At 62.3% G+C, this 15048-nt stretch carries 14 protein-coding genes; 11 read left to right on the top strand and 3 right to left on the bottom strand.

Annotated elements, in window-relative coordinates; all coding sequences use genetic code 11:
* The first annotated feature begins 14 nt into the window (after positions 1-14).
* The 4 genes from BM173_RS07580 to BM173_RS07565 are packed head-to-tail and all read left to right on the top strand — an operon-like array spanning position 15 to position 4848.
* A complete protein-coding gene (locus BM173_RS07580) occupies positions 15-959 on the top strand; it encodes a metal-dependent hydrolase (protein WP_090479514.1) in 945 nt (314 codons plus the stop codon).
* A 6-nt stretch (positions 960-965) separates the two neighbouring features.
* Positions 966-2360: a cryptochrome/photolyase family protein gene (locus BM173_RS07575; protein ID WP_090479511.1), complete on the top strand. Its 1395-nt coding sequence runs from the start codon at positions 966-968 to the stop codon at positions 2358-2360.
* Positions 2361-2401: 41 nt separating this feature from the next.
* The gene (locus tag BM173_RS07570; RefSeq protein ID WP_090479508.1) at positions 2402-3649 is read left to right on the top strand and encodes an SAM-dependent methyltransferase; all 1248 of its coding nucleotides are present in this window, start codon (positions 2402-2404) and stop codon (positions 3647-3649) included.
* Positions 3649-4848, top strand: a complete 1200-nt coding sequence (locus BM173_RS07565) for a serine hydrolase domain-containing protein (RefSeq protein ID WP_090480256.1) — start codon at positions 3649-3651, stop codon at positions 4846-4848. Before BM173_RS07570 ends, BM173_RS07565 begins: the two co-directional genes overlap by 1 nt.
* A 129-nt stretch (positions 4849-4977) precedes the next feature.
* On the opposite strand, the gene BM173_RS07560 is transcribed toward BM173_RS07565, so the two are convergent.
* The 3 genes from BM173_RS07560 to purF all read right to left on the bottom strand — a co-directional run bounded on the left by BM173_RS07560 (position 4978) and on the right by purF (position 7644).
* Complete coding sequence (locus BM173_RS07560) at positions 4978-5325, bottom strand: PilZ domain-containing protein (RefSeq protein WP_090479507.1); 348 nt, start codon at positions 5323-5325, stop codon at positions 4978-4980.
* A gap of 119 nt (positions 5326-5444) precedes the next feature.
* On the bottom strand, positions 5445-6155 hold the full coding sequence (locus BM173_RS07555) for an SDR family NAD(P)-dependent oxidoreductase (protein ID WP_090479505.1): 711 nt from the start codon (positions 6153-6155) through the stop codon (positions 5445-5447).
* Between the two features lies 1 nt (position 6156).
* Positions 6157-7644, bottom strand: coding sequence for an amidophosphoribosyltransferase (gene purF, locus BM173_RS07550; RefSeq protein ID WP_090479502.1), 1488 nt, complete (start codon positions 7642-7644; stop codon positions 6157-6159).
* A 167-nt stretch (positions 7645-7811) separates the two neighbouring features.
* Here purF and BM173_RS07545 point away from each other — a divergent pair, with 167 nt between their 5' ends.
* The 7 genes from BM173_RS07545 to dnaE all read left to right on the top strand — a co-directional run bounded on the left by BM173_RS07545 (position 7812) and on the right by dnaE (position 15045).
* Positions 7812-9053, top strand: coding sequence for a lipoprotein-releasing ABC transporter permease subunit (locus BM173_RS07545; RefSeq protein WP_090479500.1), 1242 nt, complete (start codon positions 7812-7814; stop codon positions 9051-9053).
* Positions 9046-9720: an ABC transporter ATP-binding protein gene (locus BM173_RS07540; protein WP_090479497.1), complete on the top strand. Its 675-nt coding sequence runs from the start codon at positions 9046-9048 to the stop codon at positions 9718-9720. The genes BM173_RS07545 and BM173_RS07540 overlap by 8 nt, the downstream gene beginning before the upstream one ends.
* 47 nt (positions 9721-9767) lie before the next feature.
* Positions 9768-10046, top strand: a complete 279-nt coding sequence (locus BM173_RS07535; protein WP_090479494.1) for a hypothetical protein — start codon at positions 9768-9770, stop codon at positions 10044-10046.
* Between the two features lie 80 nt (positions 10047-10126).
* Positions 10127-10660 carry a hypothetical protein gene (locus BM173_RS07530; RefSeq protein ID WP_090479490.1) on the top strand — a complete coding sequence of 178 codons (534 nt, stop codon included), beginning with the start codon at positions 10127-10129 and terminating at the stop codon, positions 10658-10660.
* The gene (locus BM173_RS07525; RefSeq protein ID WP_090479487.1) at positions 10657-11136 is read left to right on the top strand and encodes a glutathione peroxidase; all 480 of its coding nucleotides are present in this window, start codon (positions 10657-10659) and stop codon (positions 11134-11136) included. Before BM173_RS07530 ends, BM173_RS07525 begins: the two co-directional genes overlap by 4 nt.
* A gap of 31 nt (positions 11137-11167) precedes the next feature.
* Positions 11168-11497 (top strand): hypothetical protein, encoded by a 330-nt coding sequence (locus tag BM173_RS07520; RefSeq protein WP_090479484.1) that lies wholly within the window; start codon positions 11168-11170, stop codon positions 11495-11497.
* Positions 11498-11571: 74 nt separating this feature from the next.
* Complete coding sequence (gene dnaE, locus BM173_RS07515) at positions 11572-15045, top strand: DNA polymerase III subunit alpha (RefSeq protein ID WP_090479481.1); 3474 nt, start codon at positions 11572-11574, stop codon at positions 15043-15045.
* Positions 15046-15048: the final 3 nt, after the last annotated feature.

Here is a 15048-nt window from a genome sequence, read left to right as displayed (position 1 = left end):
GCGGGAGGAAATGCTTGGACAATCTGACTCACAGCCTGGTCGGTGCATTGATCGGACAGGCGGGGCTTAAAAAGAAAACCGGGCTCGCCATGCCCGCGCTGATCATCGGCGCGAACCTGCCCGATGTGGATGCGGCGTGTTTTTTCTGGCTGGAGGGTGTTGAGCATCTCGGCTTCCGGCGCGGGATTACGCACGGGCCGCCTGCGCTGATATTGCTGCCGTTGATCCTCGCGGGGCTGCTCTACGGCTTCGACCGCTGGCAGGCGAGTCGCGGGAAGCGGCCGGACGACCGGTTGCCGGTCAGCTTCAAGTGGCTGTTCCTGCTTAGCTTTATCGGCTGCCTGACCCACCCGGCGCTCGACTGGCTGAACGTCTACGGCATCCGCCTGCTCGAGCCGTTCAGCAGTCAGTGGTTCTACGGCGACACTCTGTTCATCATCGACATCTGGTTGTGGCTCGGGATGGGCTTCGCGACATGGTTTTCCCTGCGGCGCGAGAAGCGGGGCGGGGAATGGAAGCAGCCTGCGCGCATCGCGCTTTCGCTCGCGGGCATTTACATCGCTCTGCAAGGCTTCATCACTGGCAATGCCGAGCGCGGTGTCACCGGCAGTCCGACCGGTACCGAGATCGTGATCGCCAGCCCGCCGCCGCTGTGGTCGTGGAAACGCGACATGATCACAGGGGGCAACGGGCTCTACACACTTGGCGAGGATACCACCTTTCCCGGTGTGCCGCTCGACCGCTGCGATCTCGAGCGTGCTCGCGCCTCCGACAGCCAGATCGACGCCTTCCTGTTCTGGGCCAGAACGCCCTATATCGTGCCCGAAGAAGACGGCACGCTTTGGCTGAGGGATGCGCGCTTTTCCGATCCCCGCGCGACGGGTCGGTTCGAGGTCCGGTTACCGTCCGACATTTGCGACGGCGTGAAAACGGAACCGTCGGGAGGGAACGGCGGTTAGGTCCGCATGAGCTCTCCCCAAATCGTCTGGCTGCGGCGCGACCTGCGCATGGCCGACCAGCCCGCCCTCCATGCTGCCGCCCAGGCCGGTCCAGTCATACCAGTATTCGTCCTCGACCAGGACCGGGCCAGCGACCATGCCTATGGCGGCGCCTCGCTGGTGTGGCTGCATTACTCGCTGGAAAGCCTCGGCAGGAGCTTCGGTAGCCGCCGCTGGAAAATCGTCCTGCGCAAAGGCGATGCGCCGCAAATCCTCGCCTCGATCGCCGATGAAGTCGGGGCAAGCTGCATCCACGCCATGCGCCATTACGAGCCGTGGTGGAAAGAGGCAGAGGACGAGCTTCGCGATGCGCTGGGCGAAGATCGCAAACTGTGCCTCTACGATGGCAATTACCTGTTGCCGCCCGGCTCCGTCACAACCGGATCCGGCGATCCCTACAAGATCTACACGCCTTTCTCGAAGGCCATGCTGGAAGTGATGCCCCCGCGCGATGTGCTGGGTGAGCCGGAGACTATCTCGTCACCCGAAACCTGGCCGGAGAGCGATGAACTTTCCGATTGGGACCTGCTTCCGACAAAGCCCGACTGGGCGGGCGGTATCCGCGATTTCTGGGAGTTCGGCGAGGCTGCCGCACACGACCGGCTCGACTGGTGGACAGACGAGGTCGCGGACTATGACGAGGGCCGCAACCTGCCGTCCAAGGACATCACCTCGCGCCTCTCGCCGCACCTTCACTGGGGCGAAATCAGCCCGGCGCAGGTCTGGCACAAGCTCAAGGACAAGCGCAACGACGGTTGGAAAACCTATGCCAAGGAGATCATCTGGCGCGACTACGCGCAGAACGTGATCGACCAGTTCCCCGACTATCCGCGCGAGAGTTACCGCGATTACGACGAGCGGACCTTGTGGCGTAATCCGAATGCCGGGCACCTCATCGAAGAGGATCTCAAGTGCTGGCAGCGCGGGATGACCGGCTACCCAATCGTCGATGCGGGGATGCGCCAGCTGTGGCAGACGGGCTGGATGCACAACCGCGTGCGGATGATCTGCGCCAGCTTTCTCGTCAAACACCTGCTGATCGACTGGCGCTTCGGCGAGCAGTGGTACTGGGATTGCCTGGTGGATGCCGATTACGGCAACAATGGCGTCAACTGGCAATGGATCAGCGGCACAGGCGTCGACAGCAATATGTTCAGCCGGATCATGGCCCCGCTTACGCAAAGCGAGAAGTTCGATGCCGCGGACTATATCCGGGAATATGTTCCCGAACTTGAAGGCCTGTCCGACGACAATATCCACGACCCGCCCGACGACAAGCGCGGCGATTATCCGGTCAAGATGATCGGTCACAAGGAAGCGCGCGAACGGGCGCTGGAAGCGTATAGGGCAAGCAAGTCGTAGCGGGCTTGTCGCCCGCTTCGCCGCACGGCATAGCGGCGCCCATGGATATGCCTACCAGCCAGCGCGGACGCGACCTGCTCGACGGGGCGAAACCCTTCGCCCGCAAGCCGGGGTTTCTGGCACGGCTCGTCGCTCCCGGCTTCGGCAAGATCCTCGATCGTATCGACGAGGCAATCGTCTCAGGTGCGATCCGCGCAACTTTGCCAGATGATACGAAGCGTGTCCTTGGCGGCTGCAATCCCGGCTTCGAGTGCGACGTCGAATTGCGCAGCTGGAATGCGCTGGTGCGCCTCGCCAGCAACGGCTCGGTAGGTTGGTACCAGGCATGGGAGGCGGGCGAGTGGTGGAGCCCCGATCCCGTGCCACTCTTTGCCCTGTTCATGCAGCATGCGTCCCGCCTCGGCGACACGGCGAGGGCCAAGGGGCCTTTCCGCCACGGATTGAAACTGGCCCATCTGATCAATCGCAATACGCATGAAGGTGCGCAGAAGAACATCAGCGCGCATTACGATCTCGGAAACGATTTCTACGCCGCCTGGCTCGATCCGACGATGAGCTACTCCTCCGGACTGGGAGTCGCTGAAAACGATCTCGAAGCCGGTCAGAGACGCAAGTGGGATGCCTTGGCGTCACGGCTCGGCGATCACGAGCGCCTGCTCGAGATCGGCTGCGGTTGGGGCGCCCTGGCCGATTTCTTTGCATCACGAGGCAGTGGCGTCACGGCGATCAGCCTGTCCGACGAACAGCTGCAATGGGCGAGGCAGCGCCACGATCCGGCGGTCGATTTCCGCAAGCAGGATTATCGCGACACCGCGGGCAGATACGATGCAATCGTCAGCGTGGAGATGGTGGAAGCGCTTGGCCGGGAATACTGGCCCACCTTCATGGACTGCATCGCGCGCAATTTGAGACCGGGCGGACGCGCCGCAATCCAGTACATCTCGATGCGCGACGAGCTGTTCGACGAGTACGCAAAGAGCGCCGATTTCATCCAGGCCTACATCTTCCCCGGCGGCCTGCTGATCAGGACGAGCGAGTTCCGCAAACTCGCAGAGGAGCGCGGCCTTGCGTGGCGCGACCAGGCCGATTTCGGGCTCGACTATGCGGAAACCCTGCGCGTCTGGCGCGAGGAATTCGACCGCGCCGCACGTGATGGCGAATTGCCGCAAGGCTTCGATGCGCGGTTCTGCAATCTGTGGCGCTACTACCTGATGTATTGCGAAGGCGGCTTCCGCGGGGGCGGCATAGATGTGCACCAAGTAACACTGGTGAATGAGGGAGAGAGATGATGCGTGCGATACTTGCTTCGATGACCGCCTTGGCCGTGGCCGGATGCTCTGCAGCCTATTCGGGTCCGGTCGAAACGATCGATGCCGCGCCTCCCGCCGTCACGCAAAGCATGCCCGAACAGATGGCCAGCATGGACCCCGGCGATTCGATCCTGTTCTGGAGCGACGAACGCCGTTCCGCTGCTTTTCGCGATATGGAGTCCCTGTTCCCGGGCCTGGAAGTTGCGCCGGCCAATACGGTGCGCGCTTTCCCCCGCGGAGAAAGCCTCGATGCCGAAACCGTCGCCGCAATCCGCAGCTTCATGGCCGACACGCAGGCCGGCGGGGTGATGGTGCTCGAAGACGGCAAGGTCCGGTTCGAGGAATATGGCCTGGGCCTTGGCGCGCAGGACCGCTGGACGAGCTTCTCCGTCGCCAAGAGCTTTACCTCATCCTTGCTCGGTTCGGCGATCGAGGATGGCTATATCGAAAGCTTCGACACGCCGGTGACGTCGATCATTCCCGCTCTCGCGGGTACCGCTTACGATGGCGTCACGGTTGGCCAGATCGCCACGATGACGTCGGGCGTGGCTTGGAACGAGGATTACACCGATCCGGACAGTGATGTTGCGAAAATGCTGGCCATCGCGCCGGTTGCAGGGGAATCGCAGGCAGTGACCTATGCCCGCACGCTGACGCGCGAGGCTCCGGCGGGTGAGAAATGGGTCTACAAGACGCTGGAGACCAATTTGCTCGGCCTCATCGTCGAGGAAGCTACCGACAAGTCGCTTGCTGCCTATGCGGCGGAGAAGATCGTGGAGCCCGCAGGCTTCGAAGGCGGGCTGTTCTGGATGCAGGACCTGACCGGCGGCAATATCGGCGGCTGCTGCCTTTCGCTGCGCCTTTCGGACTATGCCCGTTTCGGCCAGTTCGTGCTCGAAGGCGGGGAGGGTGTCGTACCCGAAGGCTGGTTCGCCGATTCAGGCGCAGCGCAGGTTTCCTTCGCTCCCAATGCACCGGGCTTCGGATACGGTTACCAGTGGTGGGCTTACCCGCAGGGCGCCTACGGTGCGCAGGGCATTTTCGGCCAGGCGATTACCATCGTACCGGAAAGCGATCTGGTTGTGGCCGTGGTCAGCAACTGGCCGATGGCAACGAGCAACGCCTACCGAGGCAAGTTCCGCGATCTCGTCTATGGCATTGCTGCCGGATCGGACTGAGCCTGAATACGAGTGGTGGCGGAGGCCGGTAGGGCGCACCGCCACCGACGACGAGATACCGGACGAAGGTTCAGGCCAGCGCCCAGCGGTCGCCGCCATTGCGTCGGCACTGTCGCCTGTCTTGCGTAATCAGTAGGGGCGGTAGGCGCCTTCGCCGCTATAACGGGCGAGGATGTTATCATGGACGATCGGCGAAAGCAGTTCGCTGAATGCGCAACCGACCATGCAGTTTTCCCACCACACGACCTGCGCCTGCAGCGATTCCAGGCCGGGCAGTGTGAGCCAGCACATCTGGCCTTCGTGCATCCGGTTGATGGCCGCTGCCGAGAAGCCGGAGATCGACAAATCGTGGACCACCGTCTGGAACGCGCGGCCACCGCTGGCGCGAAGCTGGCCGGGGATGGTGAGCTTGGTACGCGGTGCGCACCGGTCTTCCTGCGCTGCTACCGAGTAGCGATCCTGGGTCTGGTAGGTCATATCCGGCACCTTGCTGAGACTGAATTATTCCGAAACTGCACGTCCGGGTAAAAACGCGCGTGTTGTTTAGCGGAATCTCTCTCAGGAGGATTACGGAAGAGTCGCGGTTTAGGGTTAACCTAGCTTTCGATCCGCTCTCGGTGACGGGTCTCGAAATCGTTAACAAGCAGCTCCACGAGGCGCGCGCCGACCGCTTGGGGCGGCTTGACCGTCTGCGGGTCTTCGCCGGGGTAGGCCTTTGCCCGCATCGAGGTACGCGTTGCGCCCGGATCGACGATCGCCACACGCACGCCGGAGATTTTCTCCACTTCCTGCGCATAGGAATCGAGCAGGTTGTCGAACGCGGCCTTCGTACTGCCATAGGCCGACCAGTAGGCGCGGGGCGTATCGCCGACACTGCTGGTCAGCCCGATCACGCGGGCGGCGTCCGCTCGCTTCAACAGCGGGTCGAAATTCGCCAGCAGCGCCTGCGTTGCCAGCACGTTGACCGTGACCGCCTGGCTCAATTGCTTGCCGTCGATCTGCGTAACCGGTGTCAAGGCCGGAAGGTAAGCTGCAGAAATAACAAGGATATCGAGCTTGTCCCACCGGCCCGAAATAGCCGTCGCCAGGCGAGCGATGCCGTCGCTTTCGGCCAGGTCGACAGGGGCGATGGTCGATGCCCCGCCAACGGCATGGATCTGGTCCTCGACCTGTTCGAGCGCCCGGACATCCCTGCCGGTAAGGACCACGTGGGCCCCCGCTTCGGCAAGGGCGATGGCCGTTGCGGCGCCGATACCCTTGCTCGCACCCGTGACCAGGGCGAGTTTTCCATCGAGCGGTTTCGTCATGTCAGGCGACCTTGTTTACCGGAAATGCGAGCTGCTTCTGCTTGTCGTCACGCCGATTGAGATCGGTCAGCGAGGTGGGATAGTCCCCGGTGAAGCAGGCGTCACAGAATTGCGGACATTCCTTCACGCGCGGCTTTTCGCCGACAGCGCGATAAAGGCCATCAATCGAAACGAAGGCGAGGCTGTCCGCTTTGATGAATTCGCGCATGGGTTCGACATCCATGCGTGCGGCCAGCAGCTTGGAACGCTCGGGCGTATCGACGCCGTAATAGCAGCTGTGTGCGGTCGGCGGGCTGGCCACGCGGAAATGCACTTCCTTGGCGCCCGCATCGCGCATCATCTCCACGATCTGCATCGAAGTGGTGCCGCGCACGATGGAATCATCGATGAGGACGATACGCTTGCCTTCCACGAGCTTGCGGTTGGCGTTGTGCTTGCGCTTCACGCCGGCATGGCGCGCGCCGTCGGAAGGCTGGATGAAAGTCCGGCCGACATAGTGCGAACGGATAATGCCGAGTTCGAAGGGGATGCCCGCTTCTTGCGCATACCCGATGGCGGCAGGCACGCCGCTGTCCGGAACAGGGACCACGAGATCGGCCTCGACCGGTTTCTCCTTGGCGAGTTCCGCGCCGATGGCCTTGCGCGCTTCGTAAACGCTGCGGCCTGCGAAAAAGCTGTCGGGACGGCTGAAATAGACGTGCTCGAAAATGCAGGGGCGCGGCTTGTGCGTGCCGAAGGGGTGGAGCGAATCCACATTGCCGTCGTAGTCGACCCTGATCAGTTCGCCCGGCTCGACCTCGCGCACCATTTCCGCGCCGACGACGTCGAAGGCAACGCTTTCGCTGGCAAAGGCGATGGCATCGCCGATCCGGCCCATGACGAGCGGACGGATACCGAGCGGGTCGCGGCAGGCGATCATGCCTTCCGGCGTCATCACGATGAGCGCATAGGCTCCTTCGAGCAGGCGCAGCGCGTCGACAAGGCGATCGACGATCGTGGGATAGCGGCTCGTCGCGACGAGATGGATGATGACTTCGGTGTCGGAGGTCGACTGGAAGATCGCCCCGCGCTGCACCAGTTCTTCGCGGAGCTTGCCCGCGTTCGAGATATTGCCGTTATGCGCTACCGCGAAGCCGCCGCTCGCAAGGTCGGCATAGAGAGGTTGCACGTTGCGCAGACCCGCGCCGCCCGTGGTCGAATACCGCACGTGCCCGGCTGCCATATGGCCCGGCAATTCGGCGATTGCCTCTGCGGAAGAGAAGTTTTCGGCGACATGGCCGAGGCCGCGACGGGCGCGGAATTCTGCGCCGTCCCAAGCGACGATACCGGCTGCTTCCTGGCCGCGATGCTGCAGAGCATGAAGTCCGAGCGCGGTGGCCGCCGACGCGTCCGCCGCGTTGATAACGCCGAATACGCCGCACTCTTCGCGCAGCTTGTCGCCATCCTCGTCGAGGAAAGGGTGGGTGAGGTTCCCAAGGGGCGTTTTCACAGGGTGCTGTCCGCGCTGCCAACCGATGGCGGTCCAATGGCGATGTTACGGCCCGATTACAAGGGTATTGGTCAGGAGAATGGTGGACCAAACGGCGCAATTCATTGCGCGGCCAGATTTGTCTGCCTAAACGCTCTGGCCACGGACAACGACAGACAAGAGCCGCCTTGATCCTTTCTCCATTCGAACGTGCCATTGCCAAGCGCTACCTGCTCCCCGGCAGGAGCGAAGCATTCATTGCGCTTGTCGCAGGCATTTCCATCACCGTGGTCATGCTCTCGGTGGCCATGCTGGTCATCGTGATGAGCGTTATGAACGGCTTCCGCGCCGAACTGCTCGACAAGATCGTGGGCCTGAACGGCCATGCCATCGTGCAGGCCTATGGCGGAAAGCTGGATGACTGGGAAAACGTGCTTCAGGAAGTGCGCGAGACCCCGGGCGTGGTCGAGGCTTCTCCGCTGATAGAACAGCCCCTGCTGGTGACGTTCAACGGCCGCGCCAAGGCCATCCTGCTGCGCGGCAACACGCTAGAAGACCTGCGCGAACTGGGACAGAAGACGCTCAGCGGCAATATGGACGCGCTTCAGCCCGGTGCGGGCAAGGTCGCGATAGGCGTGCGGCTTGCAGAAGATATCGGCGCGCGCGTCGGCGATACGATCACGGTCATCAATCCGCAGGGACGCTCGACCCCTTTCGGCACGGTCCCGCGCCAGGTCGGCTACGAGGTGGCAGCCATCTTCGAGATCGGCGTCTACGATTATGACGGCGCTTTCGTGGTCATGCCGATGCAGGACGCGCAGACGTTGCTGTTGATCGGTGACACGGTCGGCATGATCGAGGTGAAGGTAACCGATCCGGACGAGGTCGAAACCATTCTCGAGCCAGTACAGATGCAATTGGCGGGCAGGGCAGTCGTCCAGGATTGGAAGACGATAAACTCGACCCTCTTCGAAGCGCTCCAGGTCGAACGCGCTGCGATGGCTTTCGCATTGAGTTTCATGGTCTTGGTTGCCGCTTTCAACATTCTTTCGAGCCTGGTCATGCTGGTCCGTGCCAAGACGCGCGACATCGCGATCATGCGCACGATGGGTGCGACGCGCCGCAGCCTGACCAAGATTTTCGTGACGACCGGCTTCACTGTCGGCGCGCTCGGCACCCTTGCGGGTCTGCTGCTCGGGGCGCTGGTTCTCGCATTCAGGGAGCAGATCGTGAAGGGCATCAGCTGGCTGACCGGCGCGGACCTGTGGGACCCGCAAGTGCGCTTCCTCAGTACCATTCCTGCCAAGGTCGATCCGGTCGAGATCGCCATGATCGTCGGGCTTGCGCTGGTGATGAGCTTCCTCGCCACCCTTTATCCGGCGCTCAAGGCGGCGAGCACGGACCCCGTACAGGTGCTTCGCTATGAGTAATCCCGTCGTCGAACTCAAAGGCCTGACCCGCAGTTTCGAGCAGGGCGGTGAACGGATCGACGTGCTTCGCGGGGTCGATCTGAAGATTATGCCCGGCGAGATCGTGGCACTGCTCGGACCCTCGGGGTCGGGCAAGTCTACGCTGCTGCAAGCTGTCGGCCTGTTGGAAGGCGGCTTTGGCGGTGAGATCGTGATTGCCGGGAATTCGGCAGAGAAATCCGACGCCAATGCACGCACGAGCTTGCGCCGCGATCATCTCGGCTTCGTGTACCAGTTCCACCATCTCCTCCCGGACTTCGATGCGCGCGAAAACGTGGTTCTCCCGCAGCTCGTAGCAGGACGGCCGCGAGGCGAGGCGGAAGAGCGTGCGGAGCAATTGCTGACCGCGCTGGGCCTCGGCCACCGCCTTACCCACCGGCCAAGCCAGCTTTCCGGCGGCGAACAGCAGCGCGTTGCGGTCGCGCGCGGTCTCGCCAATCGGCCGGCGCTGGTCCTTGCAGACGAGCCAACCGGCAATCTCGACGAGGCGACTTCCGACAAGGTGCTGGAGCAGTTCCTGCAGCTTGTCCGCGGGGAAGGCAGCGCGGCGCTGGTCGCGACGCATAACGAACGCCTCGCCCAGCGGATGGACCGCGTCGTCCGGTTGCACGAGGGCGTGTTGGGTTAGCGGACCCGAAGGTCTTCTCGCTCGTTAATCGGGAAAGGAGACAATCGATGACCGACCACCCAAGCACTTTCAAAGCGGAAGACACGCACACGCCCGGCATCCAGTGGGATGACAGGGCATCCTTGCATCGCACCGGCGATGGCGACGGTGTCCTCGACGCAGCCAAAGGCTTGCGCTCCGGCACATTCGCCGACCTCGTGAAGCATTTGATGCTGCTGCCCGCAGAAGAGCGGGCCGGCTATTACATCGAGAAGGCCGGCGACCGTGAGTACCATGCTGAAGAGATAGCGGAGCTCTCCAAACGTCCGGATTTTCCACGCTCGTAGGGGTTACTTGCCAGTCGGTCGAAAGCTTGTGACCTGGCGGAGCGCCTCAGGCTACGGCGGGATCAGGGAGGACCTTTTGCATGATCACGACGAGTATCGCGCTGCTATTCCTGCAAGCCGCCAGCACCGACGCGCCTCAACCAGCAACGCCACCTCCGCCACCGCCTCGCTGCGAGGGGGAGAATTACGAGGCCTTCGATTTCTGGGTCGGCGAATGGCAGGTGACCCCTGCTGCAGGAGGCGATCCGATCGCCGACAGCCGGATAGAGAAAGTCAGCGCAAACTGCGCAATTCGCGAGACCTGGATGCCCTATCGCGGCGGTCACGGGACGAGCCTGTCGGCCTATGATCCGCAGACGAACAACTGGCACCAGCTATGGGTCGGTGCGCGCCCGGGGCGCGTTTTCTTCGACGGTGGGCCGCACGAGGGCAAGATGATCCTCACCGGCTATTGGGGCAAGGATGCGCAGGGAAATTCGCAGCTTGTGCGTATGACCTACAGCGTGCAAGGCGACGGTTCGGTCCGCCAATATGGACAGGCCAGTGTCGATCACGGCCAGACCTGGACCGACAGTTTCGACCTCATCTATCGCCGCAAGGACGCAGCCGAATGACAACCATCGCCGATTTCACCGTAGCCAACAACAAGGGCGAGGAAGTCGACCTGTCAGAAAAGCTCGGCAAGGTCCTGCTGGTGGTGAATACGGCCAGCAAATGCGGTTTCACGCCGCAGTATGACGGGTTGGAAAAGCTGTTTCAGAAATACTCGGACAAGGGGTTCGAGGTCATGGCCTTTCCCTGCAACCAGTTCGGCAACCAGGAACCCGGCGACGCGGAAGAGATCGAGCAGTTCTGCAAGGTGAATTTCGGCCTGACATTCCCTCTGATGGCCAAGGTCGACGTCAACGGCGATGATGCCAGTCCGCTGTTCGACTGGATGAAGAATGAAAAACCCGGCCTCATGGGTTCCCGCTCCATCAAATGGAACTTCACCAAGTTCCTGATAGATCGTGATGGCAAGGTCGTGAAGCGCTACGGTCCGAACGATGCGCCCAAGGCCATCGCCAAGGATATCGAGAAGCTGCTGTAACCGCGCGGGCGTAGCGAGCGAAGGATAGGCCATGCTTGCCGATATCAATCAGTGGTTTCTGTCGCTTGGCTCCGAATATGGCGTCAATCCGTACATTTTCGGCGCCATCTATGTTGGCGCGATCCCCTTCTTCCTCGCCTCGATGGCGTGGCTCGTGAAGCGGGCGAGGGCGAAGAAATCCACGGTCCTCCCGACGCTGTGCGCAGGGTTTTGCTTCGTGTCGGCCTATCTCTATCTCGCCATCGCGGGCCGAAATATCCCGGTCTGGGTGTGGGTCTTCCTCGGCGTGCTGGTCGCCTATGGCGCGTGGTCGACCATCCGCGACGCACGGCGCAAGATCGCGGCGGTGAGGGACGACTGATTTTCTCCACCGTCTGTGGAGAATAAGACTTCCCGCGCTCTTCCGAATTGGTGGGAAATCACTAATTTGTAGCGATGCCCTACAAGCCCTTCGTTCCCCTGCGTGTCCTGTCCGCCTATTCGATGCTCGAAGGGGCCATCGACCCCAAGGCAATGGCCAAGCTGGCGAAGGAACGCGGCTTTCCCGCGATCGCGATTGCCGACCGCAACGGGCTTTATGGCGCGGTCATGTTTGCCAATGCCTGCAAGGCGGAGGGCATCCAGCCGATCACCGGCACACTCCTCGGCGTCGCGCGTGACGAAGAAGGGCGAGTGGTCGATTACGTGCCGCTCTATGCGCAGGACGAGAAGGGCTATGACAATCTCTGCCACCTCGTCAGCCGCGCGCATCTCGATCGGCCGCTCGAATTCGAGCCGCATATCAGGATCGAGGATTTCGAAGGCCACACCGACGGTCTGATTGCACTTACCGGTGCCAGCGAAGGCGGCGTCACGCGCTTGCTTGCTGAAGGTCAGGTAAGTCACGCGACAGCCATGCTCGACAAGCTCGAAGCGCTTTTCCCGGGCCGGCTTTATGTCGAACTTGCGCGCCGCGGAAACGCGGTGGAGGAGGCCGCCGAGGCGGCGCTGATCGATCTGGCGTATGACCGCGACCTGCCGCTGGTCGCCACCAATCCGGCCAACTTCGCCGAACCGCACATGTACAAAGCGCATGACGCCATGCTGTGCATTGCCAATTCCACGCATGTCGACGCGGAGGAGCGGCCCAAGTCCAATCCGGAAGGCTATGTTAAGACCGCGCATATGATGGAAGAGGCCTTCGCCGACCTTCCCGAGGCGACGGCCAATTCGCTCGTGATCGCGCAACGCTGCGCCTATGCGCCGCCCTATCGCGATCCGATCCTGCCCAGCCTCGCGGGCGACCTCGAAGGCGAGGCGCGCATGCTCGAAGCCGATGCCCGGAAGGGACTGGAAGCGCGCCTCGAACCCTATGGCGAAATGTCGGAGGAAGAGCGCAAGGTCTATCTCGACCGGCTCGATTACGAGGTCGGGATCATCAACCAGATGGGCTTTCCCGGCTACTTCCTGATCGTTGCCGACTTCATCAAGTGGGCCAAGGATCACGATATCCCGGTCGGGCCGGGCCGTGGTTCGGGTGCGGGCAGCCTGGTCGCATGGGCGCTGACGATTACCGACCTCGACCCGATCCAGCTGGGCCTGCTGTTCGAACGCTTCCTCAACCCGGAACGCGTTTCGATGCCCGACTTCGACATCGACTTCTGCGAAACGCGGCGCGGCGAGGTGATCCGCTATGTGCAGCAGAAATACGGGCACGATCACGTCGCGCAGATCATCACCTTCGGTAAGCTGAAAGCCCGCGCCGTGCTGCGCGATACGGGCCGCATCCTGCAGATGAGCTACGGCCATGTCGACCGCATTTGCAAGATGGTGCCGAACCATCCGACCGACCCGTGGACACTGCCGCGCGCGCTCAACGGGGCAGCGGATTTCAAGGCGGAATACGACAACGATAACGAGGTCAAACGCCTCATCGACCTCGCGATGCAGCTGGAAGGATTTCCGCGCAACAGCTCGACCCACGCGGCCGGCGTGGTGATCGGGGACCGTCCTCTGGCGCAGCTTGTCCCGCTTTACCGCGATCCGCGCTCGGATATGCCGGTCACGCAATACGACATGAAGAATGTCGAGAGTAGCGGCCTCGTCAAGTTCGACTTTCTCGGGCTGAAGACGCTGTCGGTGCTCAAGAAGGCGACCGACCTCCTCAAGAAACGCGACATCACGATCGACCTCTCGCAGCTCGAACTGGACGATCCGGCCGTCTACGAACTGATGAAAGCGGGTAACACTGTCGGTGTCTTCCAGCTGGAATCGGAAGGCATGCGCCGCACGCTGACGGCGGTGAAGCCGACCAACTTCGGCGACATCATCGCACTCGTCTCGCTCTATCGTCCGGGCCCGATGGACAACATCCCGCTCTTCGGCAAGCGCAAGGCGGGCGAGGTGCCGATCGAGTATCCGCATGAGAAGCTGGAGGGCATCCTCGCAGAAACCTACGGCATCTTCGTCTATCAGGAGCAGGTCATGCAGGCCGCGCAGATCCTCGCCGGATACTCGCTCGGCGATGCCGACTTGCTGCGCCGCGCGATGGGTAAAAAAGTCCAGGCGGAAATGGACATCCAGCGCGAACGGTTCGTGACCGGGTGCAAGGAAGTCTCGGGCATCGAGAAGGCCAAGGCGAATGAGCTGTTCGACTTGATCGATAAGTTCGCGGGCTACGGTTTCAACAAGTCGCACGCTGCCGCTTACGCACTGCTCGCGTACCAGACCGCATGGATGAAGGCGCATTACCCCGAGGAGTTCTTCGCCGCTTCCATGTGCTTCGACATGCACCAGTCGGAAAAGCTGACGATCTTCGTCGACGATGCGCGGCGGCAGGGTATTGCGGTCGAACCGCCGTGCCTCAACAAGTCCGAGGCCGAATTCACGGTCGAACAGACCGACGACGGTTATGCCGTTCGATATGCGCTGGCAGGCATCCGCAATGTCGGCGAAAAGGCGATGGATGCCATCGTCCATGAACGCGAGGTTTCGGGCCAGTTCGAAAGCCTGCAGGACCTCTTCCAGCGCATCCCCAAGGGCTCGCTCAATTCGCGGCAGCTGGAAGCGCTGGCGAGTGCGGGCGCGCTCGACGCGTTGGAGCCCAACCGTGCCAAGGTCTTCGAGAATGCCGACCTCCTCTTGGCCGTGGCCGATGCCGCGGAACGCGAACGCTCGAGCGGGCAGGCGGGCCTGTTCGGCGGTGAGGAAGAACAAAGCGACACGCTGCGGCTGAAAGAAGTTGAGGATTGGCCGCGGGTCGAACGCATGGCGCGCGAACGCGAGAATTTCGGGTTCTACTTCTCCGCCCATCCGGTGGCAGCGTGGAAGGACGTAGCCTCTGCCAATGGCGCGCGGACCTACGCCTCGCTCATGGCGGGCGGTGCGCCTGCTGGTGGCCGCTCGAACGCGGTCATGGCGGCCATGGTGGAGAAAGTGAACAAGGGCACCACGCGGCGCGGCAAGCCGTTTGTCCGCGCGGATTTCTCGGATGCCTCAGGCCAGTTCAGCGCGGCCTGCTTTGAAGAAAGCATGGTCGACAAATTCCTCACCTGGGCGGAAGAGCAGACCTGCATCCTGCTGCAGGTGGAGCTGGATTCCCCCAGTCCCGACGAGCCGCCGCGGATCACCGTTCGCGGAGGCACGCCGCTTGCCGAAGTGCGTGGGTCCATGCCGATGATCATGACGCTGGACGTGCACGATGCGGCAGCGCTTGAGGCCCTGAAAGCAGAATTGCTCGAGGCCGTCGGGGGCAAGGACGAAGTGCTCGTGACGCTACGGACTGGCGAGGCTGCCGATCCCGTCATGCGTCTTGGCCGCAATTTCGCGCTCGACGGGGAGCTAGCCGAACGCTTGGCAAGCGTGCCGAGCCTTGCCAAGGTGCAGCTCGACAAGCGGCGCGGCGGAGCACACCTCCGACTCGTCAGCTAATTC

This window comes from Qipengyuania nanhaisediminis, assembly GCF_900115585.1.
In the GTDB taxonomy this organism is placed as follows: domain Bacteria; phylum Pseudomonadota; class Alphaproteobacteria; order Sphingomonadales; family Sphingomonadaceae; genus Qipengyuania; species Qipengyuania nanhaisediminis.
Note: the sequence above shows the minus strand (reverse complement) of the source record. Positions and strands in the feature narration are given on the sequence as shown.

Bases quoted from the DNA above. Each gene is read 5' to 3' on its own strand.
- BM173_RS07575 (WP_090479511.1), top strand. From the start codon at position 966: ATGAGCTCTCCCCAAATCGTCTGGCTGCGGCGCGACCTGCGCATGGCC.
- BM173_RS07570 (WP_090479508.1), top strand. From the start codon at position 2,402: ATGGATATGCCTACCAGCCAGCGCGGACGCGACCTGCTCGACGGGGCG.
- BM173_RS07565 (WP_090480256.1), top strand. From the start codon at position 3,649: ATGCGTGCGATACTTGCTTCGATGACCGCCTTGGCCGTGGCCGGATGC.
- BM173_RS07560 (WP_090479507.1), bottom strand. From the start codon at position 5,325: ATGACCTACCAGACCCAGGATCGCTACTCGGTAGCAGCGCAGGAAGAC.
- BM173_RS07555 (WP_090479505.1), bottom strand. From the start codon at position 6,155: ATGACGAAACCGCTCGATGGAAAACTCGCCCTGGTCACGGGTGCGAGC.
- BM173_RS07540 (WP_090479497.1), top strand. From the start codon at position 9,046: ATGAGTAATCCCGTCGTCGAACTCAAAGGCCTGACCCGCAGTTTCGAG.
- BM173_RS07535 (WP_090479494.1), top strand. From the start codon at position 9,768: ATGACCGACCACCCAAGCACTTTCAAAGCGGAAGACACGCACACGCCC.
- BM173_RS07530 (WP_090479490.1), top strand. From the start codon at position 10,127: ATGATCACGACGAGTATCGCGCTGCTATTCCTGCAAGCCGCCAGCACC.
- BM173_RS07525 (WP_090479487.1), top strand. From the start codon at position 10,657: ATGACAACCATCGCCGATTTCACCGTAGCCAACAACAAGGGCGAGGAA.
- BM173_RS07520 (WP_090479484.1), top strand. From the start codon at position 11,168: ATGCTTGCCGATATCAATCAGTGGTTTCTGTCGCTTGGCTCCGAATAT.
- dnaE (WP_090479481.1), top strand. From the start codon at position 11,572: ATGCCCTACAAGCCCTTCGTTCCCCTGCGTGTCCTGTCCGCCTATTCG.